Origin of the sequence: Luteibacter sp. 621, assembly GCF_050435445.1 — a bacterium.
In the GTDB taxonomy this organism is placed as follows: domain Bacteria; phylum Pseudomonadota; class Gammaproteobacteria; order Xanthomonadales; family Rhodanobacteraceae; genus Luteibacter.
The window spans coordinates 95,101-118,838 of the sequence record NZ_JBNDKI010000009.1 but is presented as its reverse complement, the minus strand read 5'-3'; the positions used below and the strand labels follow the sequence as shown (position 1 = coordinate 118,838).

Sequence of the window (23,738 nt, the reverse complement as noted above, 5' to 3'; positions counted from 1 at the left end):
TCAAGCCATTTACGCTGCCGGAGCTTGATGAGGCCATCGAACAGGCTTTGGCGGTGACATTCTGATGGCGGGCAAGCGTTTTCGCCCGGCTCGCGGACACCTACCGGATACCCTCCAGCTCAACCGGCGCGCAAACCTCCGCCTGATTTTGCACGAACTCGAAGGCGATGGCATTGAATCCGCCCTGCTCATCGACCAGGTCCTCGGGCTGCCAGCAGGCACCTCTGCATCCCTCCGCAAAGGTGCAGACGTCACTGACTCGATGGCTCGGGAAATCGAGTGGGCCATGAACAGGCCCGTTGGCTGGCTCGACCGTGGCGCGCGCGACGACAGACTCTAACTGTCGCGCCCGGATGTCAGGCAAGCGAGGTCGAGCACTGCAAGGAGCTGGCGGCGCTGGTACGGCTTGCCCAGAAACACGACCCCTTGCGGCAAAGCCAACATGCCATCCGCGTGGCGGCCTGTAACGGCAACAACCCCTCCGTCTGGCCAGCGTGTGCGGACGGTCCTGGCAAGCTCGAGCCCTTGCTCCCGCTCATCGAGGTCGATATCTGCCAGCACCGCATGGAAGGAGGTTCCATCCAGCGCAGCCAGGGCCTCGGGGAGGGACGCTGCCGGCTGCGGCCCCCATCCGCCCCCGGCCAGCACATCACAAGCAATCTCCCGCAACGCCTCATCGTCCTCGACGACCAGCACCCGCCGGGCCTCGCCGAAATCACCCACGAGGTCCGCGATCGGGCTGCGCTCCTGCGCGGAAGGGCCGTTTGCAACGAGCCGCGACCCGACACGCTCGACCATGGCCCGCACCGCATCGCAGCGGGTCCGTCCTTCAGCGGCGGAGGCAAAAAAGAAAACCCTGTCGTCTTCGACCGTGACGAGGGCAGAGCGCAGCGGCCCACGGGTGCAGGCAACCTCAACGATGAAAGCGTCGAGCCAGTCGCGGGAGGGTGAACCGTCAAGGAGCGCGACGATGGGGGCATCCCTGACCACGTCCACCACGGTCTTGAGGGGTGGAACCTCAAAACCGACGATGCGCGGAAGACGGCTGTAGGGCATGGGCATCCTGAACGGCGACCGAGAAGCCTAACAAGGCCTGGGGCGGCGGTGCCAACAGGCATCCATGGAACCGTGACGACCGTCGGAAAATGGCGTCCTGGTCATTCCCGCACCACGTGCCAGGCCCCGCCAGCGTCTTCTTGGAGGACCGTCACATCGTCCCCCATCTCCTCGAGGGCGCGCGCCCTGTCGCATGCCGCATGCAGGGCAACGAGCCCGTCGGTGTACGACTCGCCATCCTTGCCATTGACCGACACGTGCCAGGTCCGCGTGTTGTGAGCGGGTACATGATGTAGATGCGCACCTGCGCCATGGACGACTCCAATCGAAAGCCTGTTGCGGACACCGCCATCAATAAAAAGCCCCTGCGCAGGACAGGGGCTCGGGTGGCTCGGCCTGGGGGTGGAAGGCCGTGACACGGTGCGCATGCTCGGGTCAGGGCGGTCATGGTTTCGTGATGACAGCGCACTGCTTGCCGAGCTTTGTCTGTGGCCTTGCATGCGCAAGCGGGAGTCATCCGGGAGGTCTGGTGCGCCCCCGTTCCAACGGCGATGTGACGTCATGCACGTGCACACGTTGCGCTAATGGCTATCCTTGGAAGGCCATTCGTGAGAATCGCACCGGCCTCCCTTGAGGAGGCTCCCCTACTGCCCATGGATGGACGCCGGCTCGCGCTCTTTTTTCCGGGGCGCGGGCCACTTTCTGCCCTCCGTCCAAAATCCTGAAACGGCCTTCCTTTGCTCCTCACTCCCGGATTTCGGGCGGGAAGCCGGGAGGTGGCGGTACGCCATCGGGATTGGCCGGTGGCGGGTCATCGACCGGCCTGTGCCTGTCCGGATCTTCTGCCGGGAATCCCGGCGCTCCGGGGAGATCCCGGTCCGGGTTCTCCGGAGGCGACTTGCCGGGGTCGACCTCCGGTGAGGGTGGCTTGCCCGGTTCGGTCGGGTCGGGCGTCGGAGGCGTGCCCGAGGTATGACGGGAGTCGATGAAGCGCATGGCGGTCTCCAGGGGTTGGCTCACCTTCCCTGTCCGCCCGTGACAGCAATGGGGTCTCCCCGTCTGCAGCGCGTGACCATTCCCTCTCCTAACCCGTGATAACCATCCCTAATCGTCCTACGCATGACGCGGCATTTAGCGCGATGGGATATTTGCAAACAGGTGATTCGTTGCGTCTTCCAGCTATGCGTCTTCTTGAGCATTCGTAGCTGGCGGACCATGTGAGTGACCGTACGTTTCTCTCCACTGACCCGTAATCACTTCCTAGGGCGGCAAGATATGCAATTGCAATGATCAGCAGATGGGGAGCGATACGGGCACTGCCGTCAGCCGACACACCTCGTTAGCGAAGCCCGAAGCGCCGCTTTGCCCGGACGACGGCGTTATCCACCGGGCGTCCTCATCCATCTGCCGCCGGTACTGCCTGAACTGAAGAACCGTCACCACGCATAGGCAAGGATGGCGCCGGCCATCAGACAAAGCTCGCCACTCCGCGTATCCATTCGTCCTTGCCATCGGTCTCTGAGAAGCTTGCCGTCCAACGGTCGACAGCATCGAGGTTCAAATCTGTCCCCTCACCTGGAGCCGTCCATGACCCCGCTCGACAAACCCATCAAGCGCGAACTCATCGTCGACAAAAGGAGCTTCACGCTTACGATTGACCCAGATGGGCTGAAGCTTGTCGAGAAGGGTAAGCGCAAGGGCCTAGACCTGGCGTGGAAGGACCTGCTGTCGGGCGATGCCGGGCTCACGGCGGCGCTGCAGGCGTCGCTCATTGCCCAAGTAGCTGGTGGACGAGGGTAGCGACCTCGCAGCATTGGTTCCGGGTCGTCAACCACGCTCGCTGACGCGTCCCTTCGCTTGCGCCGAAAGGGCCCGGGATCTCCAGCGCATCAGTGGCGTCACGCTCCCTCCGTGCAGCAGAATGCTGAGCGTCACCACAGTGATGACGATGCCCTCCAGCGGTGCGCGCAAGTCACCAGTCAATCCGTGGCCGACGGCAAAGGCCAAGTAATTGAGGCTGCCGAGCCCACGAATGCCGAACCAGCCAATGAGGACCCGCCGTTGCCAGGGGACGGGGCTGCCGATCGTGGCGACCCACACCGCCAGCGGACGGATGACAAGCATCAGTGCCATCGCCACCAGGACGCCTGTCCAGCTGAGCGCCGGCACTGCCGCCACGCCGACGGCAAGCACCAGGGCTGCCGCAATGAGACGCTCGACAGTCTCCCCGAACGACAGTGCGTCGGAGACGACCCAGCCCACGGTCTGGCCGGGGTGCTCAATGGCCGCTCCCGCCCGCTCGTTGGGATTGACCCGTGTCTCCGCCGGAGCCTGGTCAACCGGGTCCCTTTCCCCGTCTTCCTGCGTGTATCGGCTCACATGGAGCTCGACGCGCCGCAATCCGACGCCTGCGGCGAAGGCCGCGAGGAAGCCCGAGGCATGGACGGCTTCAGCCAGCGCGTACACACCGATCATGATGCCCAATGCGAGAAAGTCACTGGGCGCCACGTCGCGCGTGGCGTGAAGCAGGTGCGTGCCCAGATGCCCGAGGCCCCACCCTCCCAGGACGCCAATGCCGACGCCGCCTGCCAGATTCCACAGGACATCGACGCCAGCCAGTTCGCCCAGACATTGGCAAGGGTTTCCCCAGGGGACGCCATTGCCAAGGCGAGCATCAGAATGGGCAGGCCTGTCGCATCGTTCATGCCCGCCTCGCCCGAAATCGCCACCCGCAGGGCATCATCGTCCCTGGCGTCGTCGACCGACACCAGGGACGCCAGGACCGGGTCAGTCGGGCATACCATCGCCGCCAGCGCGAGCGCCCATGGCAGCGGCCAACCCAGTCCATGAACGCCGAGGAGCATCACGCCGAGCACGGTGAGGACCATGGCCGTCAACGCAAGGCGAACCGCCATTCGCCACCCACCGTCGCGGAAACGCAACCTCAGCTTGAGTCCGGTGATGAACAGTGAGACGACCATGGCTGCCTCGGACGCCACCCGAAGCCAGAGAACATGGTCTGCCGTGAGCGGCAAGCGGGTCAGGGCAAGCACCCTGGGGCCCACCACGACGCCAGCGAGGAGGTAGAGGGCGAATGTCGTAACCGGCCCGCGATGGATCCACCCCGACAGGAACGAGGTCAGCAGCAGGAGCGCTGCGGCAAAGAGGAGCCATCCCAACGTCGGCATGGCCCTATGGTTCCCGTTGTCCGGTCAAGGCGCCGCGAACAGGAGCAACCCACCTTTCAATGGGCGAATTCCCCCTACAAGCGAATCTCGCCCTCGTCCATGCCTTCCCACCACGTGATGCGCCGGGCGTGGACCTTCAGCATCACAATGCCGGGCGTGTCGACCGCTTGTTCAAACCAACGATCCAGTTCCTTGTGCCAGTGCGCCTGCATCAACGCCTTGTCCCGGATGAGCTCGCCACGGCCTTCGACTGCGACAAACAGTGGCGGCTTCCCAAGCAGGGACTTCGCACCGGTAAATGACAAGGCGACGGCTGGGTTGGCCTCAATCTCGCCAACAAAGTGCGTGCCCTCATAGCCGAAGAAATAACTGTCACCGTCGTACTCGACATCGCCATTGTTGCTCATCGGACGACCTGCAATCTCGCCGTTGGCAGCGTGGGTCTGGAGCATCGCAAAGTCTATCCTGGCCATTGCCTTTGCGAGGTCCTGCAGCGTGCGTTCGGTCCTTGCCATCACATTGCCCCCGGCAGCTTCTGTGCCATCTCGAGGTGATGTTTGAGGGTCGGCAAGGTTTTCGTCGCAAACGCTTTCAAGTCTGCGTCCTTCCCGCTGGTCGACTCCGTCGTGAACAGCTTGATGACCTTCTGGTGGTCCGCAATCATCTTCTGCCTGAAGGCCTGGTCGAACGCGGCGCCACTCTTTTTTCCCATCATCTCGGCGGCCTTTGCATCGGCTGGCATGGGTTCGCTTGCGACCGGAAGCGACTTGCCGGTCGCGATGGTTTTCAGTTCATCGCCGGCCGCCGTATGGTCATCGACCATCGTCTTCCCGAATGCCTTCACATCTTCAGATCCTCCATTTTTTGTCGCCAGGTTGCCCAGCTTGACCTCGGCCAATCCCGCCGCGCTTGCCGCTTTCACAAAAGCCGCGTCCGCCTGACCGGCAGCCGGCATGTCCGCAGCCTGGGCAACGGAAACGCCAGTGGCCAGCATGAGGCACCCGGCGAATGTCGCAACTCGAAGCATGGAACGTGTCATGGACCCTCTCCCGTTGGTTGGAACCAGTGGTGTGGCATGGACTGCATCAACAGCTTGTCTACAAAGGGTCACGCCAGAACGCTTCCCCGGGAGCATCCCTCTGACGGGCATCGATCGGGTCAGCGGGGGTGCCATGACGCACCGCCGGCCTCGAGGTGCCGGAGCACGGTCCGCGCATTCGCAATTGCATGGCCATGAGCCGTGTTGTCAAAAACACACCAGAAAGACGACCCTGCCCGCTTGGCGGCAAGCAGCCACCGCGCAAGCTCTTCGAGAAACGCGGCGTCGTAGGAAGAGCGGTAAAGGTCCGGGGCGCCGTGGAGGCGCAGATAGAGCAGCCGGGTGGGCACCGGCAGATGCATGCCGTCGCTGCCTGCGGGGCGGGGGTGCGCATACACCCAATCGATGCCGAATCCCCGCCCCGTCTCGTAAGCAGTCGCGGTGAACCACGACCCGTGACGCGGCTCAAGCACCACCGGCACAGGGGTGCGATCGCGCAGCAATGCAAAGAAAGCACGGGCCACATCGGCGTCAAACGTCAGGCTCGGTGGGAGTTGGACCAGCAGGATTGCGAGCTTGTCCCCCAGTCCGCTCGACTGCGCCAGAAACGCGTCGAGCAACGACCCGGTGTGGCGCAGACGTGCCTCATGCGTTACCGCGCGGGGGACCTTGACGCTGAACCGGAACCACGGAGGCACCGCTGACGCCCAGCGGGCATAGGTCGCTTCGCGGTGGGGGCGGTAAAACGACGAGTTGACCTCTACACAGCTGAAGGCCCGCGCATATCGCTCGAGGTGACTGCCGGCGGACACGGGTTCCGGACCATTGTCCGCCGGCATCGACCATCCGGCGCAACCCACGCGCCAGTGCGCCAGTGCCTTCGGCCTAGCGATATCGCGCGTCACGCGTGGTCGCCCTGGCTGCTCAGGGCAACGGGTTGCCACCGGTCACACCGTACGTTTCCCCGGTCGTGAAACTCGACTCGTTGGATGCGAGGAGCACATAGACTGGCGCGCACTCCACCGGCTGTCCCGGACGTTTGAGGGGCACCTGGGACCCGAAGTCCTTGAGCTTCTCCATGGGCTGGCCACCGGACGGCTGCAACGCGGTCCACACCGGCCCCGGCGCAACAGCATTGACGCGAATACCCCGCTCCGCCACCTGGCCAGCCAGGGCTTTTGTGAAAGCGACAATGGCAGCCTTTGTCGACGCATAGTCGAGCAAGATGGCCGACGGGTCGTACGACTGGATGCTCGCAGTATTCACGATGGTGCTGCCTGACGGCATGATTTCCAGCGCGGCTTTGCACAACCAGAACAGCCCGTACACGTTCGTCTTGAACGTGGCATCAAACTGGTCCGTTGAGATGTCTTCAATGGTCTTCTGGTGGGTCTGCTTGCCGGCGACGTTGGCCAGAATGTCCAGGCCACCCATTGCCTCGCTGGCCTGCTTGACCAAGGACTGGCAGAACGCTTCGTTCTTGAGGTCCCCAGCTATACCCTTGGCGACGACGCCTTCCTTCTCAAGCAAGGCAATCACTTCCCGGGCATCTTCCTCCTCTTCGGGCAAGTAATTGATGACGACATGTGCGCCCTCCCTTGCGAAGGCGATGGCCGCCGCCCGGCCGATGCCGCTGTCACCACCAGTGACCAGCGCGCGACGGCCTTTGAGCCGCCCACTGCCCTTGTAACTCGATTCGCCATGGTCTGCAGGCGGATGCAGCTTATGCACGGTACCGGGCGCGGACTGCTTGGGTGTGTCAAACGGCGGACCGGGAAAGCGGGTCACCGGATTCACGAGGGAGGGCATGGTCTTCGTGTCGGTCATGGCTTGCTCCTGCGGAAAACGGTGACCGTAGGCTTCCGATTGTCCCTGCCGTGTCTAATTTCCCATGCCTTGCGCTCACCTGATGTTGAGTCCGCGCGTGGGACGGTCAGCCTTTCCATGAGGAGACCGCAATGAAAGCCCTGACTTACCATGGCTCGAAGGACGTGCGCGTCGAGACAGTGCCAGACCCTGTTCTCCAACACGATGACGACATCCTCCTACGCGTGACGGCCACGGCCATCTGCGGGTCCGACCTGCACCTGTATCATGGCAAGATTCCGGAAACGAAGGCGGGTGACATCTTCGGCCATGAATTCATGGGCGTCGTGGAAGACACTGGACGCGGCGTCACAAATGTGAGGAAGGGCGACCGGGTCGTCATCCCGTTCGTCATTGCATGTGGGCAGTGCTTCTTTTGCGAGCATGAGCAATTTGCCGCGTGCGAGACGACGAATCCGGACGAGGGCGCGAGTCTTCGCAAACGTTCCCAGATGACGCCGCCAGCAGCGCTCTTTGGTTATTCGCACCTCTACGGCGGGGTGCCGGGCGGTCAGGCCGAATTCGTCCGGGTGCCGAAGGCCAACGTCGGGCCGTTTGTCATCCCGGGTAGCCTGAGCGACGAGCGGGTGCTGTTTTTGTCGGACATCCTGCCGACAGGTTACCAAGCCGTGCTCAACGCAAAGATTGGGCAAGGTTCCACGGTTGCCATCTTCGGTGCGGGCCCGGTCGGCCTGATGGCGGCCGCCTGCGCGCGCATGCTTGGCGCCGAGCGCATCTACATGATTGATGACCAGAAGTACCGGCTCGATTTCGCGGTAAGCGCCTATGACATCATCCCCGTGGACTTCAGCAGCGCGGACCCATCGGAGTTCATTCTCGCCAATACGGCCGGGCGCGGGGTCGACGCCAGCATCGATGCGGTCGGGTTTGAAGCCAAGGGCAGTACGACGGAAACGGTGCTCAGCACGCTGAAGCTTGAAACCAGCTCCGGTGAAGTCCTCCGCCAGTGCATCACCGCCACGCGCCGTGGCGGCATCGTCAGCGTTCCGGGCGTCTATGCCGGATTCATCCATGCGTTCCTCATCGGCGACGCGTTCGACAAGGGGCTGACGCTTGCGATGGGCCAGACCCATGTGCAGCGCTACCTCCCCGAACTCCTCGACTTCATCGAAGAAGGCAGCCTTGCTCCCGACATCATCATCTCGCACCGAATGAAGCTCGCTGACGCCGCACGTGGGTATGAGGTGTTCGACAAGAAAGAAGAGGACTGCCGGAAAGTGGTGTTGACCCCATAACCAACAAGCCCCCGGGGGCCGGGGGCTCATTCCACCTGGAAATCGATGGGCTTGAACGTGAAATTGTTGGACAACCCTGCGGAACATGCGGTCAACCCCACAACCAGGTCCATCAGCGCAACAAAGGTCGTGCCCTGCCCGGCCCGGCTCAGCGGTGGCTCGACCGATAGCGTACCAGTGGTGCCGTCCACCTGCACGTTCATGAAGACGTTGAACGCCGTCGGGATTTGGTCTGGGTTGATGCCAAAGGGAGCCAGGGCCTCGACAAGGTTCCCGAAGCAGCCCCGGTGCGGTTCAGTGTGCCCGTAGAGCTTCGCGAACATCTCTTTTGAACAGGGCGCGAGCAGGAAGTCGTGCCGGCCCACGTCGTCCCGCTCAATGACAAACATCGGACTGCTCCGGTTGGAATACAGCGTGTCGCCGGTGGTCAGCAGAAACTTGCTCGCGTAGTCCAACGTGCGACCGCTGGACAGCCATTCGTCTGTGTCGTCGGCATTGAACGCGACGAGGTCGCTGACTTGCTGACCCTGCGAGTCGATAACAGTCAGGCGTTGGCCCTTGCGAAGCACAAACGCAGTGCCGCTTTGCGGCGGGATGGTCTGGGTCGTCACGCGATCTTCCTGGGTTTTGGTTGAGCGACAGGGGAAAACGGACAGTGCCAGGCCCCTTCGACATGGCGGCCGCTGTACTGGACCGCCTCCGACGTCGAGCCGTGCACCGCGAGCATCGGGTTGGCGGACCCGTTCCGCTCGATGTCCTCATTGATAATCGCGGACTTCAGGCGGTCATAGCGGCCCTGGCTACGCAAGTATTCGAACTGGCTGTGGAGATTGAAGACAAGTGCCGGGTGCGCCAGGCGTCGACCCGGCCGGGATGCTCCCGGATGGAGACCGACGACGTAGAAGGCCCTGCCGCCGACACTCATGCTGAACGCGGGATCCTCCGGGTCGTTGCTGACGGCGGGGTCCCAGTCATGTGACCGAGCATCCGCCTCGTGGATACCCTGCAATCTTGCAAACAGCAGCCGCTCAAAGACAGGTTCAGGTATGACGGCGTGGTCGGTAAAATGGACCACAAGACTCCGAAATGTATCCTCAGGGCTGTTACGCACTGCGAATGATTCGATTCGTTGCGCAAGGGATTCATCGTCCGCAGGGCACGCAAGAGCACCGGCGAAAACGTGCTCGATGAGGTGTCGGCGATGAGCCGTGCGGCCGGCAAAGCAGGGGAAGGTCTCGCCCTCGAGGAGGGCATCAAATTCACGGAGCGCGCTGGCTCTACTGGTTGCATTCATGGCATCGAGCGTGCCGACGACCGCGTGAACGAGGCTCACAAGGATGTTGAAGGCACCCACAACGTATGTGAGGGGGCTCGCCGACCCCAGTCACGGCATCTCAACGTCCACCCGGATGGCGTTTCGACGGAAGGTCAGCCGGCGTCGCTGGGCGAAGAGTCAGACCGTTCTCTGGCACGAGCGGCCTCAGCCTTCTCAAGGTAAGCCTTTCTGACACGGTCGAGCTCCTTCTCGTCCAGTTGTTCAAGGTCAAGCAGCGCTTCGTTGGTGCCCTTCATTGCGTTGATGAGTTCATCGAGCTTGATTTGCAGGGCTTCCGTATCGCGGTTTTGGGAGGCTTGAATCAAAAAAACCATCAAGAAGGTGACGATGGTGGTCGAGGTGTTGATGACCAATTGCCAGGTGTCACCAAACTTGAAGATGGGACCGCTGGCGGCCCACACGATGACGACGAGGAGTGCGATGGCAAAGGTGACGGGCTCACCAGCGGCTTTCGAGACCGCCATCGCGACGCGCGTGAACATACCTTGCTTTTTCGATGCCATCGGCCCGCTCCAGGCCCGCCGCTCGGGACCGTGCACCGGAGCCTCCTACCGCACCTGTGATGCCTGCGTGCACGGGGACGGTAGGTCAGGCTCTCCCAGCAAGCCAGATGGATATCGCGGCCAGCGCACTGATGATGAGGAGCCCCAGGACGACCCAAGCGACACGAGCGAGGACGGAGACGCCCACGGCCGAGGGCGTCTCCACGTTCTCCGACTCATCTTTGTGCATCACCGGATGCCTTCGTCCCGCTTCGACGCTTTGTCCATCTTCTCCTCGCCTTGCTCGATTTTCTTGTCCCGCCTCTCTTGCTGCGGCTTGTCCTTTTTGGCGACGTAGTTGAGGTTGCGGTCGCCCGACTGCGGTTGGTGGTTCTGGTCAGCCATGAGGTTCTCCTCAGCCATGGTCTTCGTTGTCGTGCTCCTGCTGCGGCGACTCCTTTTTTGCGGGTTTCTTCTCGACGCGCTTGTCGGCGGATTCGTCGTACTGGTGTGGCGAGGTGTCGGCATGACCGGTCTTTTCATCGTTCATCATCTTCTCCAAGGTCAGGCTTTCTCACTCGCTTTTTGGGCAGAGACGGCGCTTGCAAGAAGCGTCAGCTTCTCATCGGCCGCCTTCTCTTCTTTCAGCGTGTCGGCGAGCAAGGGCACCGCATCGGTGTAGCCCAGCTGCTTTGCTAGGGCAATCAACGTGCCGTACCCTGCAATCTCGTAGTGTTCGACGCGGTTACCCCCGCCGATGAGGGCAATGTCGCGCAGCGGCCCCTCTTCCACGCCATCGATGACTTCCTTGCCCTCCTCGACCAGCCCCTCCATAGCGGCACACTTGATGCGCTTGAGGCGGATGCCGAGCAGCTCGACAACCTGGTCGATGCGTTCGACCTGCCCTTGGGTCTCTTCGAGGTGTGACTCGAACGCCTCCTTCAGGTCCGGATGGGTCGAGGCGCGCGCGAGACGTGGAAGCGCTTTGGTAAGCTGCTTTTCGGCACTGTAGATGTCGGACAGTTCGTGGATGAACAGGTCTTCGAGCGTCTTGATGGTCATCTTGTCTCTCCGGTAGGTCAGCGCTTGGCTTCAACGTCTGGGGTGGCGTCTCTGGCGAGGAAGTCGTCTGTCAGGTCAGGGAGGTGGTGGAGCAGCCATTCGGCCATGGCTCGCTCTTGCGGAAGGATCTCGTCGACGACCCGGACTGTCTCCGAGTCTCCTTCGGCGAGGGCGGCGGCGCGAAGGGTCGTGTAGGTGGCAATCTCCAGGTTCTCGAAGACATACCCGGCAATTGCGCCCTTGATGACTTCGTCGGAATTGACCGAACCGCCGAGGGCCTGACCGAACGCCATCACCTTGCCGAGGGCATCCTTGGTCACGGAAGGCTTTGTGTCATACCGGGCGAGACAGCTTTCGATGAGTTTTTGCTGGCCCAGGGTCTCGTCCAAGTGTTGCTCGATGCGGGCCTTGAGCTGAGGGTAGTGCTCGATGCGCCCCGCCTGGGCTTTGAGCATCTGCTCCGCCTGTTGCTCCATCGCGTGCGCGTCCCTCAGCCAGTCGATGAGGTTGTCCCGATGCTCTGCCATGGGTAGCTTCCCGTTTGGATGTCTGAGCATCATGCATCGCGACGCATCAAGAACCACTTGTGCGGATGTGAATCACAAGGGGGCTTGTCCTCACCAATGTGTTTTCCCGCCCCTTTTTCACGTGTGTCAGGGCCAACTCACGGGATTGCGCCAGCGCCTGCACGGTGCGACTTCCAGTGTCCGCCGGCCAGCCACCAAAAGGAGCCAGCACGTGTTTAGCCACAACAAACGACTGCAGTACACCGTTCGTGTCGATGAAACCAATCCGGCCCTCGCCAACCTTCTGCTTGAGCAATTCGGCGGTCCGCAAGGCGAGCTTGCCGCTGCCATGCGCTATTTCACCCAAGCTCTTGCCGAGGAGGACGCGGGCCGGAAGGACATGCTGCTCGATATTGCGACAGAAGAACTGAGCCACCTCGAAGTCATCGGATCCCTCGTCGCCATGCTCAATCGAGGGGCGAAGGGGCGACTGGCAGAAGCGGTCGATTCCGAGGCCGAGCTGTTCCGGTCTCTCCAGGGCGCGGGAAACGATTCACACGTCACGCAAGTGCTGTTTGGTGGTGGACCCGCCCTCATCAACTCTGCGGGCGTGCCCTTCAGTGGTGCCTATGTCGATTCCATTGGCGAGCCAACGGCCGACCTCCGGTCAAACATCGCAGCCGAAGCCCGCGCAAAAATCGTCTATGAGCGCCTCATCAATGTGACCGAAGACCCGGGCGTCAAGGACGCCCTGACGTTTCTGATGACGCGGGAGATTGCGCATCAAAAGTCGTTCGAAAAAGCGCTTTATTCCATGGACAAGAGCTTTCCACCGGGCAAATTGCCTGGGGATCCGCGCTTCACCGATGTCTACGTCAATGCATCCCGTGGCGAAGGGGATGGCACTGGTCCGTGGTGCGAGGGCAAGGACTTCTCTAAGGTCATTGTTCCGGATGAATCCAATCTTCCGGTGGACGGAGGTGACGGTCTCGCGTCCGTGACGCTCGCCGGGAAGGAAAAACAGGCCGTGGAAGCGTTTGCGGCGCGTGGCGCATCCGACCCCGCGCGCGACCCGGTCACGGGTGCGGACCTCGGTACCCTGCAGCAGGAGCCGAAGGAATGAGGAGTGGCGCCGCCCAGTGCCTGCTTCGAACGCGCCGCCGACCGGTGGGAGGCCGCTGGCTCGTTGTGGGCGTCATGCTGGCCGTGGGCGGCGCCTTGCCGCTCCTCGGTGCCTTGCTGCGCGGCGGTTGAGGCACCGCATGACGCTTAGCGGAGCACTCCATTCGCCCGAGCCGTTAGGATGGCTTGCCTCCGTCATTTTGCTGTCGACAATTGCACGGCAAATCTGGCGACCGCCCCATGCGCCGACGGTCGAAGCGATGTCAAAATGGCTATTCATCGGCCAGATTCCCGCGTCGGTGCTTTACCTGACCTATAGCCTTCTTGCCGGGAATGCCGTCTTCGTTGCCTCCAACGCAGCGTCGCTTGCGACCGGCATCACCGGCCAGGTGATTTACGTCGTCCGGGGACGCAGGGGCAAGGAGGTCGAGGCACCGGGTCGCGGTCCAATCGCCACGGTGCCGTCATCGGAGATGGCCGCCCTGCCCGACCGGCTGAGCCGCCAGTAGCCGTCCTCTGCTGTGAGGAGGCCTATCGCTTCGAGCACCTCGCAGGCCCGGGTGTCGAGTGGATGGCGCGCAAGCAGGGCTCTGTCGGACAGCTGCCGCAATGTTTCAAGCATTTCTGGTGTCATGGCTGGCATCAAAGTCCCCCGCCTTCAATGGTGCCGCAGTGACGGGATGTGCGCCTCAGTAGTTTCCGCAATTACGGCCCTTCACCCGACCTTCCCAGAGCTGTCGGAACACTGCTGCATTCCCCGAGGCTCGCCATGATCCCCACGCCTGCTCCCGTCCACGCATCGAACCCCCGCCTTGCCGAACTTCTCGCCAGGATGGCGCTTGAGGGCTACGGGACCCTGCGCGCGCAATCCATCCGCCTGGGCATCCCGGCCGGTGCGCTTCGCAATTACGCTGCTGGGTTCCCGTTGCCCGAAGAAGTTGCCGGCGATATCGAGTGGATGATGGAGTTGTCCGACGGCTGGCTCGACTATCCGGCGGCTGCGACAACGGCACTCGTCGACGACCGCAGGCAAGGCATGATGGCTTCCGCGTAACTGGAGGGGCGCTGTGAACGCCCTGTGCAGCCGGCCATTGTCCAGGCATGCGCCGCCGTCATCGTCGAATCTTGAAGATGCGCTTACGGCGGAGTCGGCTGGTACCGGCTCTTAACTCATCTCCGGTTGCCAGCCGGCCCGGCCGACCAGACGGGCACGTAATGACCTACACCCGGACTTGCCGACTCGAGCAAGCGTGTTCGTCGGCTGATTGGGGACGGCGCCATTGGTCTCGTGTTGCAGGACTGCGGGTCACGGCAGCGGTCACCGGACGGGAGTGGATCGATAACACGGCACGTGTGCTGCTTGCACCACTCCAGCGGACGCAAGACGCGGGTGGAGGTGCGCGCCACGCACGTCGCCGTGCGTCCCGTCGGCATCGCTGCCATGGTAACGGAGAGCGCAGGAGAGACGAATGGGCTGGAATGATCACATCGCAAACGAATTGACTGCGTCGCTGACGGATGCCATTTCCAGTGGCTATCTCACCAGCGAAGACGCCGGGTACGCCGTTGCGGTCAAGGCAAGGGACCAGGGCATGGGGAGCCTGACGGCACTTGAGCGCGACATCTTCGAGTTCGAACTCCGCCCGCTCATTGAATCCTTCGAACAACGGAAAATTGAAGACATCGGGCGGGACGAGCTGGACCGGCAGGAGTAGCCGGGACACTCTGGCCCCTGATGTGTGCATTCGCTCTCGTCTGACGCTGATGCGCGAGGACCGCCGATTTGCCGAATATCGGGCTAGCGGGCGCAGGGAGTGCTGTGATGCGATGTCAGCATTTCCAGAACGGTCGACGCCTCGCCCGCCATGCTCCTCCCCGATGATCTCCAGACCCTCTGTCAGCTCGATGACACCTCGCGCCTTGCCTGCAGCCCGTTGGACCAGGGCGCTTGCCAACGGCTGCAGAACAGCGGACTCGTGCTCGAGGATGCCGGGTGGTGGCGCATTACGGACCTTGGCCGTAACGCACTTGCAACCGGCAGCTCGCGCACTGTTTCCCCGCGCAGATAACGCCGGCGCAACGACCGCCGGGCATCGGGCAGGTACCCGTTCTTCGTGGCCGCAAGCCCTGCCGCACGGGAACGCGACCAGATGATGCGGGAGCGGGTGGACTCATCGGTCGTGGCCGCCATCGGCTACGACCCGGATGCGCAAGTGATGGAAGTCGAGTTCGTGACCGGGGCTGTTTACCGCTATGCACCTGTCTGTGGCGCGCTTTACGCACGGTTCCGGACCGCCTCCTCGCTGGGACAGTTCTTCGACGCAAACATCCGGGATGTCGTGCCGTTCACACGTCTGGTGTGAGCCGTCCGGTTGCCCGGGGTCACAATACGACGGGACGCTCAAGATGCGCCGCGCCAACGATGCCGTCCAAGCCCTCAGGTCCTGACGATTCCGAGCAGTTCGTTCGCCTCGTCTTCGGTCATCGCTTCCGCTTCCACGAAGAACGTGACCAAAGCGCCGCTTTCAATGTCCTTGACGACGGTCGGCCCAGTCCGGCGGAACTCGCCCTCCACACATCCGCCGAGGGTCAGCCTTCCTTCCTCCACGGAGCCCACTGTAAATCCGCCGCAGCGCTCGATGAGCGCCATACGCAGCTCTTCATGGAACCAGATGACCTTGCCAAACACTGCGCACACCTCGTGACGCCGGTCGGGAATCCGGCCAATCCTCTGTGTCGTCCATTTTTCCCCGCAGTTGAATAAGCCACCCTTCACATTGGTGAAAAGGCTCGACTTTTTCCGGTGTTCAACCGGGTCGGCTGTTGGTAAATACATCCGTGTCCGATGCCCACCGCCCCGCTCGCCATGCCATCGCTTGACGTGACAGACCCGCGTTACATGCAGATTCTGACTGGCCTCACGGCGGACCTGCGACGCGTGCGTTTGGCACTTGAGAATGGCCAGCTGACGCAAGCCCTCGCCCACAGCTTGTCCATCGAGCACGTTGCGGCCTTGGCGGGAATGACTGACGTCGGGACGCTGTCCGCCGGCCTCAGTCACGCCATCCTTGAGGCGGCCGGGGGCCGCCCGGCAGTGCTACTGCTTGCCATGGACCGGTTGGCGCACGCCCTCCAAGGGTATGTCGATGACGGGTCGACCCTGCCCCCAGCCACCGAGCCGAGGCCGGCAGGCGACCGAGGGTCCGACTGACCCGCAGCCCACGCCCCGTTCCCTGCAGAGGAGCATATCGTGTGGGCGGCCACATGGTAGGCAGGCGGGACCTCCTGAAGCGCGTGCCTTCGTCAGCTGATGCCCGTGGGCCCGTCGAGGACGAAGCGAATCTTCCGGAGGAGATCCATCCGGGAGTACGGTTTGTTCAGCACGTCAAAAGCGATGCCTCCCGCATCCGACCGCTGCACGGACTGCGAGGCATAACCCGTCGTCAGCAGGACCTTGATTGTTGGTCGGATGGCGCGCGCCTTTCGCGCCAACGCCACACCGTTGAGGTCGCCGGGCATGACAATATCGGTAAAGAGCACGTCAAACCCGTCGTCTTGCTCGAGTTGCCTGAGCGCCTCTTCCGGGTCGCTGAGCGACACCACGTCGTACCCATGCGACTCAAGAATCGTGTGGGCAAGTTCGGCCAGGTCATGGCGGTCGTCGACAACCAGCACACGCTCATGGCCGGACCGGTCCGATGCGCGGTCTATGCGGCTGACCTGTGGAACGCTCCGCCCGTCATCGACTTCGACGGCCACGGGAAAGTACATCGTTACCGTTGTCCCCTCGCCCTCTTTTGACGTCAGGCCCACCGCGCCGCCTGATTGCTTTGCAAAGCCATAGACCATCGACAAGCCAAGGCCAGTGCCCTTGCCTTCGTCCTTGGTGGTAAAAAACGGATCCATCACGCGGGATGCGATTTCCGGCGGCATGCCTGTGCCGTTGTCAACGACGTCGATGGCGACGTACTCACCACCCCGCGTCGAGAGCTCGCCGAGGTTGTTGACTTCAAGCGGCGTGGCATTGCGCGCACGGATGATGAGGCGCTTGCCAGGTCGTCCGTCCATCGCGTCCCGCGCATTGATGGCTACGTTGAGCAGGGCCACTTCCAGCTGGGTGGGGTCCAGGCGTGCATTGCGGGTGGCCGGGGAGAGCTCGAGGTCGAGGACGATGTCAGACCCTATCGAGCGTCCCAGCATGTCTTGCATGTCGGCCACGACCTGATTGGGATTGACCACACGGCCCTGCAGCGTCTGTTTGCGCGAGAACGCAAGGAGCTGGGACGTCAAGGTCGAAGCGCGCTTGATACCGGCCTTTGCGCCCCCGATGAAGCGCAGGAGTTTTTCCCGGTCCGGGTCCGGCCGGGCCAAGCCGGCCTCGACCGATTCAACGTAGCCAATCATCAACTGCAACAGGTTGTTGAAGTCGTGCGCGATGCCACCGGTCAACTGGCCGAGCGCTTCCATCTTCTGCGCCTGGCGGAGTGCGTCTTCTGCATCGCGCCTGCGGCTGACGTCCAGCTGGGATGCGAAAAAGTACACCACCTCCCCATTCCCGTCATAGACGGGGGAGATGAAGAGCGCGTTCCAGAACGTGCTGCCGTCTTTCCGGTAGTTGAGAATTTCGGTGGCAATTTCCTGATTGGCAGCCACAGCGTCACGGATGGTCGAGATGGTCACCCGGTCAGTGCCCGGCCCCTGCAAAAGGCGGCAGTTGTTGCCGATGAGCTCCTCGTTTGTGTAACCAGTCATGCGCAGGAAGGCAGGATTGACGAAGATAATGGGATTGTCGGCCTTCCTCGGGTCGGTGACGATCATCGGCATACGCGTCGTTGAAACGGCCGCGAAAAAGATATCGCTGCCGGGGTGGTCGACGCCCTGGTAATCAATCCGGGTCGGCACGCGCGATGTCGGTTCAGCCATGGGCGGTTTCCTTGGTCGAGCCCCGCATTGTCAGGGCATGCATGGGAATGGTTGATGAAAGGCTCACCCACGCGTGTTCATCTTCACGCTGCCAAGTCATCGAGGGGCTGCATGCTGTGCGCCCCACCGCAAGGATGCTTGTCTGAACGCGCAACTGCTCCCTGCCCATACGACGACCCAACCACTGCGACCGGCTTACGATCAAGCCGTCCGCCTGAGGATTCGCGTTTCGGCCGTGTCTTCTGCCACACCAGCCCAAGGCACGCATGGCCGGCGGGCCTCGGTGTTCGAGCGGCTCGCCCTTGATGCTGCGGCCGAGGCATGCACCAGCTGGGGCGGAAACACGTCAACGCTGCAAACGGTCTTTGCCACCCATTCTGCCGATGCCGAGGCGGTCGACCGGTTGCTTGTTGCCGTCACCAGTTCCCCGGTGGCGGTCTCGCCGCTCACCTTCCTGCAGTCTGTTTCTTGCACCCTGGCTGGCAACTGGGCGACCCGCACCCAAAACCACGCTGCATCGACGACAGTGACGGCGGGGCCCTATACCCTGGGTGCGGCCCTGTTTGACGCGGCCGTCCACGTGGCGTGCGAGGAGCGCCCCTGCCTCCTGGTCTTCGCCGAAGTCCCGCCCCCGCCGCCCTTGTCCATGCCCGGGCATACCACAGCGCCCTGTGCTGTCGCGGTTGTCCTCTCGCCGATATCGGGAACGGGCAGAGCCATCGAGCTTGCGCACGTTGGTACGCAGCTCGGCCCCCGACAACCGGCAGCGGCCAGCGACTCCCTGCGTGCAGTCCTCACGGGCTCCGCACGGCTGGCCACCCTGGCAGCAGGACCGTCATCGCACGTCGCCATCCAAGCGCCATGTGCCAGCGTCATCGGGCATGTCTGAAAAGGCCCGAATACGACGGCTGCGTCATCGGCTATCCCGTGCCGGTCTTGCGACGCGATGACCTTACGCGATGGCGTCCGGGGTGACGCGGTCAAGCCATCCACGAGGACGGTTCATGGCCCATTCCACGTCCCGTGCAAGCCGGTCGCTGACGGGCGCACCCTTCACAATGCGGCCGAATTCTTCGGGTGGGATGCCCAGCATTCGCGCTCTGGCTTCGCGACAGGCGATGCCTTCGCGGCGGAGCTCATTCAGGAGGAGGCGAAGATTCGCCCGCCTCGCGCATTGCAGTTCGTCCATCATCCCGGCCCTCCCCTAAAGGTCCACCCCGTTTATCGGAAAAAACGATGGTGTCTTCAACCGAAGCCTCATCACATATGTGAAGGCCCTCCTCGTCTCACGCCTTCGCAGGAGACAATGCACATCCCGCACCGGGAGGCATTCCTCTCACCCGACGACGGCCGCTGACGAATGGGAAATCGTGGGTCGTCACGTGGTTTACCCGTTACACCGGTTCACCCCGGCCGCTCCGCCAGCATTGACCGACGCCCATTGCGCTGGTCTGGTGGATTGGCGATGCTTGTCCGGGCTGCCATGTGATGGACGGCAGTCACTGGTCGGCGGTTTGCGGCCGCACCCGACGTCTGGCCGCTGCGTGCCCCAAACCGTGTGCAAGTTGCCCCCTGTGCCGGGCAGGGCACAGCGGCGCCGCTGTATCCATTTTGAACAAGGTCCTCCCATGCCCCGCCCGATGCTTGCTGTTGTAATCGAACCAAGTGCGTCCCTTGCCCAGACCGTGGCCGATGTCCTGGGCCAGCGTGGGTACGAGACGGCGACGGCATCTACGCATGCAAGCGCGGCAAATCAGGTCGAAAAGTTCGATACCGTCGACTTTCTCGTAGCCGCCGTTCCCGCCCCTGGAGAGGACCACGCCGGCGCGTATCTGGAAGAGGCGCGGAAAAAGAACGCATCGATGAGCGTGGTCATCATGCTCTCCGACCCCAATGAGCCGACGGATGACGCACCCGCGAACGCCGTGCGGGTCGTCAAGCCTTTCAGCCTCGATGAGTTGAATGCTGCCATCGATTTGGCCTCTCGCGGTTCTTCGGGCACCCTGTGATTTCACAGACATCATCCGTGCCCTGAGTCGACATCGATGATGCGTTGACGCGCGTAAAGGCACATTCGGCACCAGGCAATCCCTGGTTCCCGACGTGTCGCACGAATTACCCCGCATCAGCCGCGTCAACCCCGACGACGCCGAAGACGTACGGCTCTGGGCGCTCGCCTTTGGCGTCAACCCCGCATCGGTGTACGCGGCCGTTGCTGCGGTCGGTTCCGACGCCCTGGCGGTCCAGGCATATCTGCTAGGCCCCTGTATGCGTGACGACAAGCCAAGGGAGTGAGGTTGCCGCCTGCGAACCCGCGACCTTTGTCATCGCTTTACGTTTCGAAGATGGATGCGTTTGGACGGCCAATCGGTTTTCCAGAATCCTGCCAAGAGCAGATATCCGTTTCAGCCCGCAGCGCTCATCCGGGAGAGGCCCGCGCTTGCGTCCACCGGTTGCATCGCATGTCCACGCCCGGAAACACGCTCAGGCCCGGCCCCTTGCGGCAACCCCCAAGCCCACCGGGTGGATTGATGGCGTCGGGGATGAAATGGCGGCAGTCAATGCATTCCCTGCGGGGAGGTCCCGGTGGGGGACGCCAGGTCTCTGACCACGAGAGGTCTGCGGCCGTCACGCACCACCGCTGCGTTGAATCCTGGCACTTGGCCATCGGGAAAGGCCCGCCCCTTGCGGGGGCGGGCGGCTCCGTCAGGCCACGTTGCGCTCAATCTGACGCACAGGCTCGGCACGGTCCGGGGACACACTCACCGGAATGGTGCGGGGTTTCTCGGCGTCGGGAACGTTCCGGACCAGCTCAATCGACAGCAGGCCGTGGGCGAGCGTCGCCCCGGTGACTTCCGTATGTTCGGCAAGTTGGAACCGGCGGCTGAAGACCCGCGCGGGAATGCCCTGATGGAGATATTCCCCTTCCGTGTCAACCTTACGCTCGCCGCTGATGATGAGTTCGCGTTTGTGCTGGGTGACCGCGACTTCGTCGTCACGGAAACCCGGGACGGCGATGGACAGGCGAAAGCGGTTGTCCGAGAGGCGCAGCGAATCGAAGGGCGGAAAATCATCGCCCTGCCGCTGGGCTGCCGCTTCAATGAGGTCAAAGACCCGGTCGAGGCCGCTGTTGGCGCGAAAGATAGGGTTGAGGTTGAGAGTACGCATGGCAAATCCTCCAAAGTGCAAGGAGTTGGAATGGGTGCTCGCCTGATTAAAGGCCAGGCCGGGGTTCCCCGGCATAAACGCAAATAGGGCCGAGTGCAGTCCGTTCAAGGGGCAGGATTCAGCATTCGTTTAGACGTCCATGTGGCAAGACAACATGCTGCGCTCCTTCGGGCCTCACTCCCGGACGATGTGCCAAGCCCCGGCCGCGTCTTCCTGCATCACGGTGACATCGTCACCCATCTCTTCCATCACGCGGGCGCGCTCACATGCAGCATGCAACGCGACGAGGCCATCGGTGTACGACTCCCCGTCCCGGCCGTTGATGGAAACATGCCATGTTCTCGTGTTGTGAGCCGGATACATGACGTAGATGCGCACTTGCGCCATAGGCAACCTCGGTTCCCGGTTGGCCGACTTCGTCGGCTGTGTCAGAAAAAAGGCCCCTGCTGATGGACAGGGGCCGGCGTGACGCAGTGGGGGTGGGAGGGACTGCGACACGGGAGCCGATGATGCGGGGTGGGAAGTCACCGTTCCGTGAGGACCGTTTCACCGTTGGCAAGGCAAGTTCAAGGCGGCGACCAGCCCCTTCGCCCGAGAGCGTCGATTCGCCGTCGTCTTCCGCGTGACGGCGCGCACTTTTCCTGGACGCGCGCATTGACTACCCTACCGCCGCCATTCGTGAGAATCGCATCGGCCTCCGCAAGGAGGTACCCCCAAATGACCATGGACGGTCCTGGCCTGCGTTCTTTCCCGGGCGCAGGCCTTTTCATGGCCACTTCCCTGGCGACCCTCACGCCTTGCCAATCCCACTTCCCGGCCGGGGTTAGACCCTTCCTGCTCCCTGATGCTGCGCTAGGGACCCTCGGTCAGGTCCGGCCACGCTACAGCGGGCAATGACGCAAGCCCGGGCCTTGCAAACAAAAAGCCCTGTTGCAGGCCGATGCCAAGGTCAAGGAGCGCCCGGCACTCGTCTCGTGTTTCGACGCCCTCGGCTATCACGCGCACGCTGAGGTCACTGCACATCGCCGCGAGGTGCTGGACGATACGACGGCGGGCGGCGTCGGTGTCGATGCCCCTGACAAGGCCGATGTCGAGCTTCAGGAGGTCAGGCTGGAAGTCTGCGAGGAGGTTCATGCCCGCAAATCCGGCGCCGAAGTCGTCAATCGCCGTGAGAAAGCCGTGCGCTTTGTAGGCCGCGAGAATCGCGACGAGATGTCCGTGGTCGACGACCTCCTCGTGCTCGGTGACTTCGAAGATGACGCGGTCGAGCGGCCAGCCCGCTTGCGCCGCTGCAACAAAGGTTGCCTGGAGACAATGTTCCGGGTTGTAGACCGCGTTCGGTAGAAAGTTGATGGACAGGAGCGCCGGCGGGCCAACGCGGCTGGCCGTGCGAATGGCGACGATGCGGCAGGCCTGGTCGAACGCATAGCGGTTGTCGTGGGCGACCGCCGCGAGGACGTCTTGGGCGGACTGTCCGCTTGTTCCCCTGACCAGCGCTTCGTGGGCGAAGACGCGTCGTGCGCCGACATCAACAATGGGCTGGAATGCCATCGTCAACCCGGCCGCCACGGCTTCCGCATCACCGCATCCCCTGCAGCCTGTCCCGTTCATGCGAGTCGCGCCCATGGAAGGTGTCTGGCCTCCCGCGCCGGCCTTTCCCTGTTCGGCGACAACGCGGCCACCCGCGCACATGCGCGAAAGTGCGCTTCTACCGTCACGGCACGCCTGTCTGGGTTATGCGCCTGCCCTTTCGTGGTCGTGACCAAGCCATCCAACGCCTGCGTACATGCGGCGCGACGTGAGCCTCTCACGGCACTGACATCAGCTGTGGACAGGGTCGGGCGCAATGGCGACGCTCGAGGGGAGACATTCGCAGCATGCGAAAGGGAATGTGAGCCCGAGGTGCACGCAGAACGACATCCACTACCCTTGCGGTCCCCGCTGCGCTTCACCATGGCTTGCCACCGTGGGCGGCGTCTTCCGCACGGGATTGTGCATACGCTTCGAGCACGGGCCTGACTTCGCGGCCGTATACCTCCCTCTCGGCATCAGTCAGGGTACCGATGCCACCGTCCCGGACCTTGACGGCCTCATCGAACCCGGGGTCGTCGTCGAGCATGAATCCGGCGTCGAGGAGCTCCCGGAGCAAAGCGATGAGGTCACTGTCGATGGAAGGACGGGTATGCATGGGAGATGGCTGGCAGATGCGCCCATTGGGCTCAGGCGAGCGCAGGTTCCATTGCCGCGTCCATCCATACACGGGGACGGCACATGAGGAACTCGATATCCTCGGCGAGCGCATCACTGACCGGCGCGCCCTTGAGCAACCCCGCCAAGGAGTCACTGCCAATTCCTAGAAGCATGGCGCGGTCGGCTGGCGAAGAGGCGCCATCACGCTTGAGCTCCGAGAGCACTTCCAGGAGGTGGGCTTTGCGAGTGGCGTTGCTTGTTGCTTGCATGGGCTCTCTACCACGGTAATGGTCTGCTCGATGCTTGACGCAGCCATGCATTCAAAATGTCGAGGAACAGGCAAATTGCCGGTAGTGTTGGCCGGCATTCACCAATGTGCATGGGTCGCGCTCAGGTGACGCGCCGCGGTGTGCGCGGCCCAACCGGTTCGGGCTTGCCATCGGCAATTAGTCATCCTCAGCATCGACGTACCCGTCCCGCAGCAAAGTCCGTATTGACTCCACATCGATGCCCATAAGCACCGGGCTGCCTATCGGCCTTTTGT

Annotated in this window: 35 protein-coding genes; 11 read left to right on the top strand and 24 right to left on the bottom strand. The window is 62.8% G+C overall.

The window, feature by feature from the left end; all coding sequences use genetic code 11:
* Positions 1-64: 64 nt before the first annotated feature.
* Entirely contained in the window at positions 65-340 is a 276-nt protein-coding gene (locus ABIE56_RS11840) for a hypothetical protein (RefSeq protein ID WP_429244005.1), read from the top strand.
* Here ABIE56_RS11840 and ABIE56_RS11835 read toward each other — a convergent pair.
* Positions 337-1,056, bottom strand: a complete 720-nt coding sequence (locus tag ABIE56_RS11835; RefSeq protein ID WP_429244004.1) for a response regulator — start codon at positions 1,054-1,056, stop codon at positions 337-339. The genes ABIE56_RS11840 and ABIE56_RS11835 overlap by 4 nt on opposite strands.
* Positions 1,057-1,800: 744 nt before the next feature.
* On the bottom strand, positions 1,801-2,052 hold the full coding sequence (locus tag ABIE56_RS11830; protein ID WP_429244003.1) for a hypothetical protein: 252 nt from the start codon (positions 2,050-2,052) through the stop codon (positions 1,801-1,803).
* Between the two features lie 591 nt (positions 2,053-2,643).
* Here ABIE56_RS11830 and ABIE56_RS11825 point away from each other — a divergent pair.
* Positions 2,644-2,856: a hypothetical protein gene (locus ABIE56_RS11825; RefSeq protein ID WP_429244002.1), complete on the top strand. Its 213-nt coding sequence runs from the start codon at positions 2,644-2,646 to the stop codon at positions 2,854-2,856.
* A gap of 27 nt (positions 2,857-2,883) precedes the next feature.
* On the opposite strand, the gene ABIE56_RS11820 is transcribed toward ABIE56_RS11825, so the two are convergent.
* The 6 genes from ABIE56_RS11820 to ABIE56_RS11795 all read right to left on the bottom strand — a co-directional run bounded on the left by ABIE56_RS11820 (position 2,884) and on the right by ABIE56_RS11795 (position 7,110).
* Positions 2,884-3,621, bottom strand: coding sequence for a cation:proton antiporter (locus ABIE56_RS11820; protein WP_429244070.1), 738 nt, complete (start codon positions 3,619-3,621; stop codon positions 2,884-2,886).
* Positions 3,528-4,244 carry a cation:proton antiporter gene (locus ABIE56_RS11815; RefSeq protein WP_429244001.1) on the bottom strand — a complete coding sequence of 239 codons (717 nt, stop codon included), beginning with the start codon at positions 4,242-4,244 and terminating at the stop codon, positions 3,528-3,530. Before ABIE56_RS11815 ends, ABIE56_RS11820 begins: the two co-directional genes overlap by 94 nt.
* A 74-nt stretch (positions 4,245-4,318) precedes the next feature.
* Positions 4,319-4,759: a pyridoxamine 5'-phosphate oxidase family protein gene (locus tag ABIE56_RS11810; protein ID WP_429244000.1), complete on the bottom strand. Its 441-nt coding sequence runs from the start codon at positions 4,757-4,759 to the stop codon at positions 4,319-4,321.
* Positions 4,759-5,283 carry a DUF4142 domain-containing protein gene (locus ABIE56_RS11805; RefSeq protein WP_429243999.1) on the bottom strand — a complete coding sequence of 175 codons (525 nt, stop codon included), beginning with the start codon at positions 5,281-5,283 and terminating at the stop codon, positions 4,759-4,761. The genes ABIE56_RS11810 and ABIE56_RS11805 overlap by 1 nt, the downstream gene beginning before the upstream one ends.
* Positions 5,284-5,402: 119 nt before the next feature.
* A complete protein-coding gene (locus ABIE56_RS11800; protein WP_429244069.1) occupies positions 5,403-6,122 on the bottom strand; it encodes a DUF72 domain-containing protein in 720 nt (239 codons plus the stop codon).
* A gap of 85 nt (positions 6,123-6,207) precedes the next feature.
* Positions 6,208-7,110: an SDR family oxidoreductase gene (locus ABIE56_RS11795; protein WP_429243998.1), complete on the bottom strand. Its 903-nt coding sequence runs from the start codon at positions 7,108-7,110 to the stop codon at positions 6,208-6,210.
* A 131-nt stretch (positions 7,111-7,241) separates the two neighbouring features.
* Between ABIE56_RS11795 and ABIE56_RS11790 the strand changes: the two genes are divergently transcribed.
* Positions 7,242-8,405 carry a zinc-dependent alcohol dehydrogenase gene (locus ABIE56_RS11790; RefSeq protein WP_429243997.1) on the top strand — a complete coding sequence of 388 codons (1,164 nt, stop codon included), beginning with the start codon at positions 7,242-7,244 and terminating at the stop codon, positions 8,403-8,405.
* Positions 8,406-8,431: 26 nt separating this feature from the next.
* Here the strand turns inward: ABIE56_RS11790 and ABIE56_RS11785 are convergent, their stop codons facing one another.
* From ABIE56_RS11785 to ABIE56_RS11750, 8 genes are all read right to left on the bottom strand, one after another.
* Positions 8,432-9,016: a DUF1989 domain-containing protein gene (locus ABIE56_RS11785; protein WP_429243996.1), complete on the bottom strand. Its 585-nt coding sequence runs from the start codon at positions 9,014-9,016 to the stop codon at positions 8,432-8,434.
* Positions 9,013-9,759 (bottom strand): guanitoxin biosynthesis heme-dependent pre-guanitoxin N-hydroxylase GntA, encoded by a 747-nt coding sequence (gene gntA, locus ABIE56_RS11780; RefSeq protein WP_429243995.1) that lies wholly within the window; start codon positions 9,757-9,759, stop codon positions 9,013-9,015. Before gntA ends, ABIE56_RS11785 begins: the two co-directional genes overlap by 4 nt.
* Before the next feature lie 74 nt (positions 9,760-9,833).
* Entirely contained in the window at positions 9,834-10,244 is a 411-nt protein-coding gene (locus tag ABIE56_RS11775; RefSeq protein WP_429243994.1) for a low affinity iron permease family protein, read from the bottom strand.
* A gap of 85 nt (positions 10,245-10,329) precedes the next feature.
* Entirely contained in the window at positions 10,330-10,473 is a 144-nt protein-coding gene (locus ABIE56_RS11770; protein WP_429243993.1) for a hypothetical protein, read from the bottom strand.
* Positions 10,473-10,628, bottom strand: coding sequence for a hypothetical protein (locus tag ABIE56_RS11765; protein ID WP_170207613.1), 156 nt, complete (start codon positions 10,626-10,628; stop codon positions 10,473-10,475). Before ABIE56_RS11765 ends, ABIE56_RS11770 begins: the two co-directional genes overlap by 1 nt.
* A gap of 10 nt (positions 10,629-10,638) precedes the next feature.
* Positions 10,639-10,773: a hypothetical protein gene (locus tag ABIE56_RS11760; RefSeq protein WP_429243992.1), complete on the bottom strand. Its 135-nt coding sequence runs from the start codon at positions 10,771-10,773 to the stop codon at positions 10,639-10,641.
* Positions 10,774-10,787: 14 nt separating this feature from the next.
* The gene (locus ABIE56_RS11755) at positions 10,788-11,285 is read right to left on the bottom strand and encodes a ferritin-like domain-containing protein (RefSeq protein ID WP_139983066.1); all 498 of its coding nucleotides are present in this window, start codon (positions 11,283-11,285) and stop codon (positions 10,788-10,790) included.
* 17 nt (positions 11,286-11,302) lie between these two features.
* Positions 11,303-11,812, bottom strand: coding sequence for a ferritin-like domain-containing protein (locus ABIE56_RS11750; RefSeq protein ID WP_139983068.1), 510 nt, complete (start codon positions 11,810-11,812; stop codon positions 11,303-11,305).
* A gap of 211 nt (positions 11,813-12,023) precedes the next feature.
* Between ABIE56_RS11750 and ABIE56_RS11745 the strand changes: the two genes are divergently transcribed.
* The 5 genes from ABIE56_RS11745 to ABIE56_RS11725 all read left to right on the top strand — a co-directional run bounded on the left by ABIE56_RS11745 (position 12,024) and on the right by ABIE56_RS11725 (position 15,276).
* Positions 12,024-12,914 (top strand): manganese catalase family protein, encoded by an 891-nt coding sequence (locus ABIE56_RS11745; RefSeq protein ID WP_429243991.1) that lies wholly within the window; start codon positions 12,024-12,026, stop codon positions 12,912-12,914.
* A gap of 259 nt (positions 12,915-13,173) precedes the next feature.
* Positions 13,174-13,422 carry a hypothetical protein gene (locus ABIE56_RS11740; RefSeq protein WP_429243990.1) on the top strand — a complete coding sequence of 83 codons (249 nt, stop codon included), beginning with the start codon at positions 13,174-13,176 and terminating at the stop codon, positions 13,420-13,422.
* Between the two features lie 260 nt (positions 13,423-13,682).
* Positions 13,683-13,967 carry a hypothetical protein gene (locus ABIE56_RS11735; protein ID WP_429243989.1) on the top strand — a complete coding sequence of 95 codons (285 nt, stop codon included), beginning with the start codon at positions 13,683-13,685 and terminating at the stop codon, positions 13,965-13,967.
* Positions 13,968-14,382: 415 nt separating this feature from the next.
* The gene (locus ABIE56_RS11730) at positions 14,383-14,628 is read left to right on the top strand and encodes a hypothetical protein (RefSeq protein WP_429243988.1); all 246 of its coding nucleotides are present in this window, start codon (positions 14,383-14,385) and stop codon (positions 14,626-14,628) included.
* A gap of 399 nt (positions 14,629-15,027) precedes the next feature.
* On the top strand, positions 15,028-15,276 hold the full coding sequence (locus tag ABIE56_RS11725; protein ID WP_429243987.1) for a KTSC domain-containing protein: 249 nt from the start codon (positions 15,028-15,030) through the stop codon (positions 15,274-15,276).
* A 74-nt stretch (positions 15,277-15,350) separates the two neighbouring features.
* On the opposite strand, the gene ABIE56_RS11720 is transcribed toward ABIE56_RS11725, so the two are convergent.
* Entirely contained in the window at positions 15,351-15,974 is a 624-nt protein-coding gene (locus ABIE56_RS11720) for a hypothetical protein (RefSeq protein WP_429243986.1), read from the bottom strand.
* A 242-nt stretch (positions 15,975-16,216) separates the two neighbouring features.
* Positions 16,217-17,836: a histidine kinase famiy protein gene (locus ABIE56_RS11715; RefSeq protein WP_139983078.1), complete on the bottom strand. Its 1,620-nt coding sequence runs from the start codon at positions 17,834-17,836 to the stop codon at positions 16,217-16,219.
* Positions 17,837-18,071: 235 nt separating this feature from the next.
* Between ABIE56_RS11715 and ABIE56_RS11710 the strand changes: the two genes are divergently transcribed.
* Complete coding sequence (locus tag ABIE56_RS11710) at positions 18,072-18,725, top strand: beta-ketoacyl synthase chain length factor (protein WP_429243985.1); 654 nt, start codon at positions 18,072-18,074, stop codon at positions 18,723-18,725.
* Between the two features lie 63 nt (positions 18,726-18,788).
* On the opposite strand, the gene ABIE56_RS11705 is transcribed toward ABIE56_RS11710, so the two are convergent.
* The gene (locus tag ABIE56_RS11705; protein ID WP_139983082.1) at positions 18,789-19,028 is read right to left on the bottom strand and encodes a hypothetical protein; all 240 of its coding nucleotides are present in this window, start codon (positions 19,026-19,028) and stop codon (positions 18,789-18,791) included.
* A gap of 436 nt (positions 19,029-19,464) precedes the next feature.
* On the opposite strand from ABIE56_RS11705, the gene ABIE56_RS11700 reads away from it, so the two are divergent.
* Together ABIE56_RS11700 and ABIE56_RS11695 are read left to right on the top strand one after the other, a co-directional pair.
* Positions 19,465-19,845 (top strand): hypothetical protein, encoded by a 381-nt coding sequence (locus ABIE56_RS11700; RefSeq protein ID WP_429243984.1) that lies wholly within the window; start codon positions 19,465-19,467, stop codon positions 19,843-19,845.
* A 94-nt stretch (positions 19,846-19,939) separates the two neighbouring features.
* Positions 19,940-20,131, top strand: coding sequence for a DUF3606 domain-containing protein (locus ABIE56_RS11695; RefSeq protein WP_429243983.1), 192 nt, complete (start codon positions 19,940-19,942; stop codon positions 20,129-20,131).
* Positions 20,132-20,542: 411 nt separating this feature from the next.
* Here the strand turns inward: ABIE56_RS11695 and ABIE56_RS11690 are convergent, their stop codons facing one another.
* The 5 genes from ABIE56_RS11690 to ABIE56_RS11670 all read right to left on the bottom strand — a co-directional run bounded on the left by ABIE56_RS11690 (position 20,543) and on the right by ABIE56_RS11670 (position 23,463).
* Positions 20,543-21,004: an Hsp20 family protein gene (locus tag ABIE56_RS11690; RefSeq protein WP_429243982.1), complete on the bottom strand. Its 462-nt coding sequence runs from the start codon at positions 21,002-21,004 to the stop codon at positions 20,543-20,545.
* Between the two features lie 174 nt (positions 21,005-21,178).
* Entirely contained in the window at positions 21,179-21,391 is a 213-nt protein-coding gene (locus ABIE56_RS11685; protein ID WP_139983090.1) for a hypothetical protein, read from the bottom strand.
* A gap of 465 nt (positions 21,392-21,856) precedes the next feature.
* Positions 21,857-22,615 (bottom strand): EAL domain-containing protein, encoded by a 759-nt coding sequence (locus ABIE56_RS11680; RefSeq protein WP_429243981.1) that lies wholly within the window; start codon positions 22,613-22,615, stop codon positions 21,857-21,859.
* A gap of 337 nt (positions 22,616-22,952) precedes the next feature.
* The gene (locus ABIE56_RS11675; protein WP_429243980.1) at positions 22,953-23,192 is read right to left on the bottom strand and encodes a hypothetical protein; all 240 of its coding nucleotides are present in this window, start codon (positions 23,190-23,192) and stop codon (positions 22,953-22,955) included.
* A gap of 31 nt (positions 23,193-23,223) precedes the next feature.
* Positions 23,224-23,463 carry a hypothetical protein gene (locus ABIE56_RS11670; protein ID WP_429243979.1) on the bottom strand — a complete coding sequence of 80 codons (240 nt, stop codon included), beginning with the start codon at positions 23,461-23,463 and terminating at the stop codon, positions 23,224-23,226.
* Positions 23,464-23,738: the final 275 nt, after the last annotated feature.

Coding starts and splice junctions, on each gene's coding strand:
- ABIE56_RS11810 (WP_429244000.1), bottom strand. CDS start 4,759: ATGGCAAGGACCGAACGCACGCTGCAGGACCTCGCAAAGGCAATGGCC.
- ABIE56_RS11830 (WP_429244003.1), bottom strand. CDS start 2,052: ATGCGCTTCATCGACTCCCGTCATACCTCGGGCACGCCTCCGACGCCC.
- ABIE56_RS11700 (WP_429243984.1), top strand. CDS start 19,465: ATGCCCCGCCCGATGCTTGCTGTTGTAATCGAACCAAGTGCGTCCCTT.
- ABIE56_RS11680 (WP_429243981.1), bottom strand. CDS start 22,615: ATGAACGGGACAGGCTGCAGGGGATGCGGTGATGCGGAAGCCGTGGCG.
- ABIE56_RS11760 (WP_429243992.1), bottom strand. CDS start 10,773: ATGAACGATGAAAAGACCGGTCATGCCGACACCTCGCCACACCAGTAC.
- ABIE56_RS11670 (WP_429243979.1), bottom strand. CDS start 23,463: ATGCAAGCAACAAGCAACGCCACTCGCAAAGCCCACCTCCTGGAAGTG.
- ABIE56_RS11835 (WP_429244004.1), bottom strand. CDS start 1,056: ATGCCCTACAGCCGTCTTCCGCGCATCGTCGGTTTTGAGGTTCCACCC.
- ABIE56_RS11840 (WP_429244005.1), top strand. CDS start 65: ATGGCGGGCAAGCGTTTTCGCCCGGCTCGCGGACACCTACCGGATACC.
- ABIE56_RS11800 (WP_429244069.1), bottom strand. CDS start 6,122: ATGCCGGCGGACAATGGTCCGGAACCCGTGTCCGCCGGCAGTCACCTC.
- ABIE56_RS11825 (WP_429244002.1), top strand. CDS start 2,644: ATGACCCCGCTCGACAAACCCATCAAGCGCGAACTCATCGTCGACAAA.
- ABIE56_RS11685 (WP_139983090.1), bottom strand. CDS start 21,391: ATGGCGCAAGTGCGCATCTACGTCATGTATCCGGCTCACAACACGAGA.
- ABIE56_RS11775 (WP_429243994.1), bottom strand. CDS start 10,244: ATGGCATCGAAAAAGCAAGGTATGTTCACGCGCGTCGCGATGGCGGTC.
- ABIE56_RS11705 (WP_139983082.1), bottom strand. CDS start 19,028: ATGATGGACGAACTGCAATGCGCGAGGCGGGCGAATCTTCGCCTCCTC.
- ABIE56_RS11730 (WP_429243988.1), top strand. CDS start 14,383: ATGGGCTGGAATGATCACATCGCAAACGAATTGACTGCGTCGCTGACG.
- ABIE56_RS11815 (WP_429244001.1), bottom strand. CDS start 4,244: ATGCCGACGTTGGGATGGCTCCTCTTTGCCGCAGCGCTCCTGCTGCTG.
- ABIE56_RS11675 (WP_429243980.1), bottom strand. CDS start 23,192: ATGCATACCCGTCCTTCCATCGACAGTGACCTCATCGCTTTGCTCCGG.
- ABIE56_RS11690 (WP_429243982.1), bottom strand. CDS start 21,004: ATGCGTACTCTCAACCTCAACCCTATCTTTCGCGCCAACAGCGGCCTC.
- ABIE56_RS11790 (WP_429243997.1), top strand. CDS start 7,242: ATGAAAGCCCTGACTTACCATGGCTCGAAGGACGTGCGCGTCGAGACA.
- ABIE56_RS11715 (WP_139983078.1), bottom strand. CDS start 17,836: ATGGCTGAACCGACATCGCGCGTGCCGACCCGGATTGATTACCAGGGC.
- ABIE56_RS11740 (WP_429243990.1), top strand. CDS start 13,174: ATGTCAAAATGGCTATTCATCGGCCAGATTCCCGCGTCGGTGCTTTAC.
- ABIE56_RS11755 (WP_139983066.1), bottom strand. CDS start 11,285: ATGACCATCAAGACGCTCGAAGACCTGTTCATCCACGAACTGTCCGAC.
- ABIE56_RS11770 (WP_429243993.1), bottom strand. CDS start 10,473: ATGCACAAAGATGAGTCGGAGAACGTGGAGACGCCCTCGGCCGTGGGC.
- ABIE56_RS11765 (WP_170207613.1), bottom strand. CDS start 10,628: ATGGCTGACCAGAACCACCAACCGCAGTCGGGCGACCGCAACCTCAAC.
- ABIE56_RS11735 (WP_429243989.1), top strand. CDS start 13,683: ATGATCCCCACGCCTGCTCCCGTCCACGCATCGAACCCCCGCCTTGCC.
- ABIE56_RS11795 (WP_429243998.1), bottom strand. CDS start 7,110: ATGACCGACACGAAGACCATGCCCTCCCTCGTGAATCCGGTGACCCGC.
- ABIE56_RS11805 (WP_429243999.1), bottom strand. CDS start 5,283: ATGACACGTTCCATGCTTCGAGTTGCGACATTCGCCGGGTGCCTCATG.
- ABIE56_RS11750 (WP_139983068.1), bottom strand. CDS start 11,812: ATGGCAGAGCATCGGGACAACCTCATCGACTGGCTGAGGGACGCGCAC.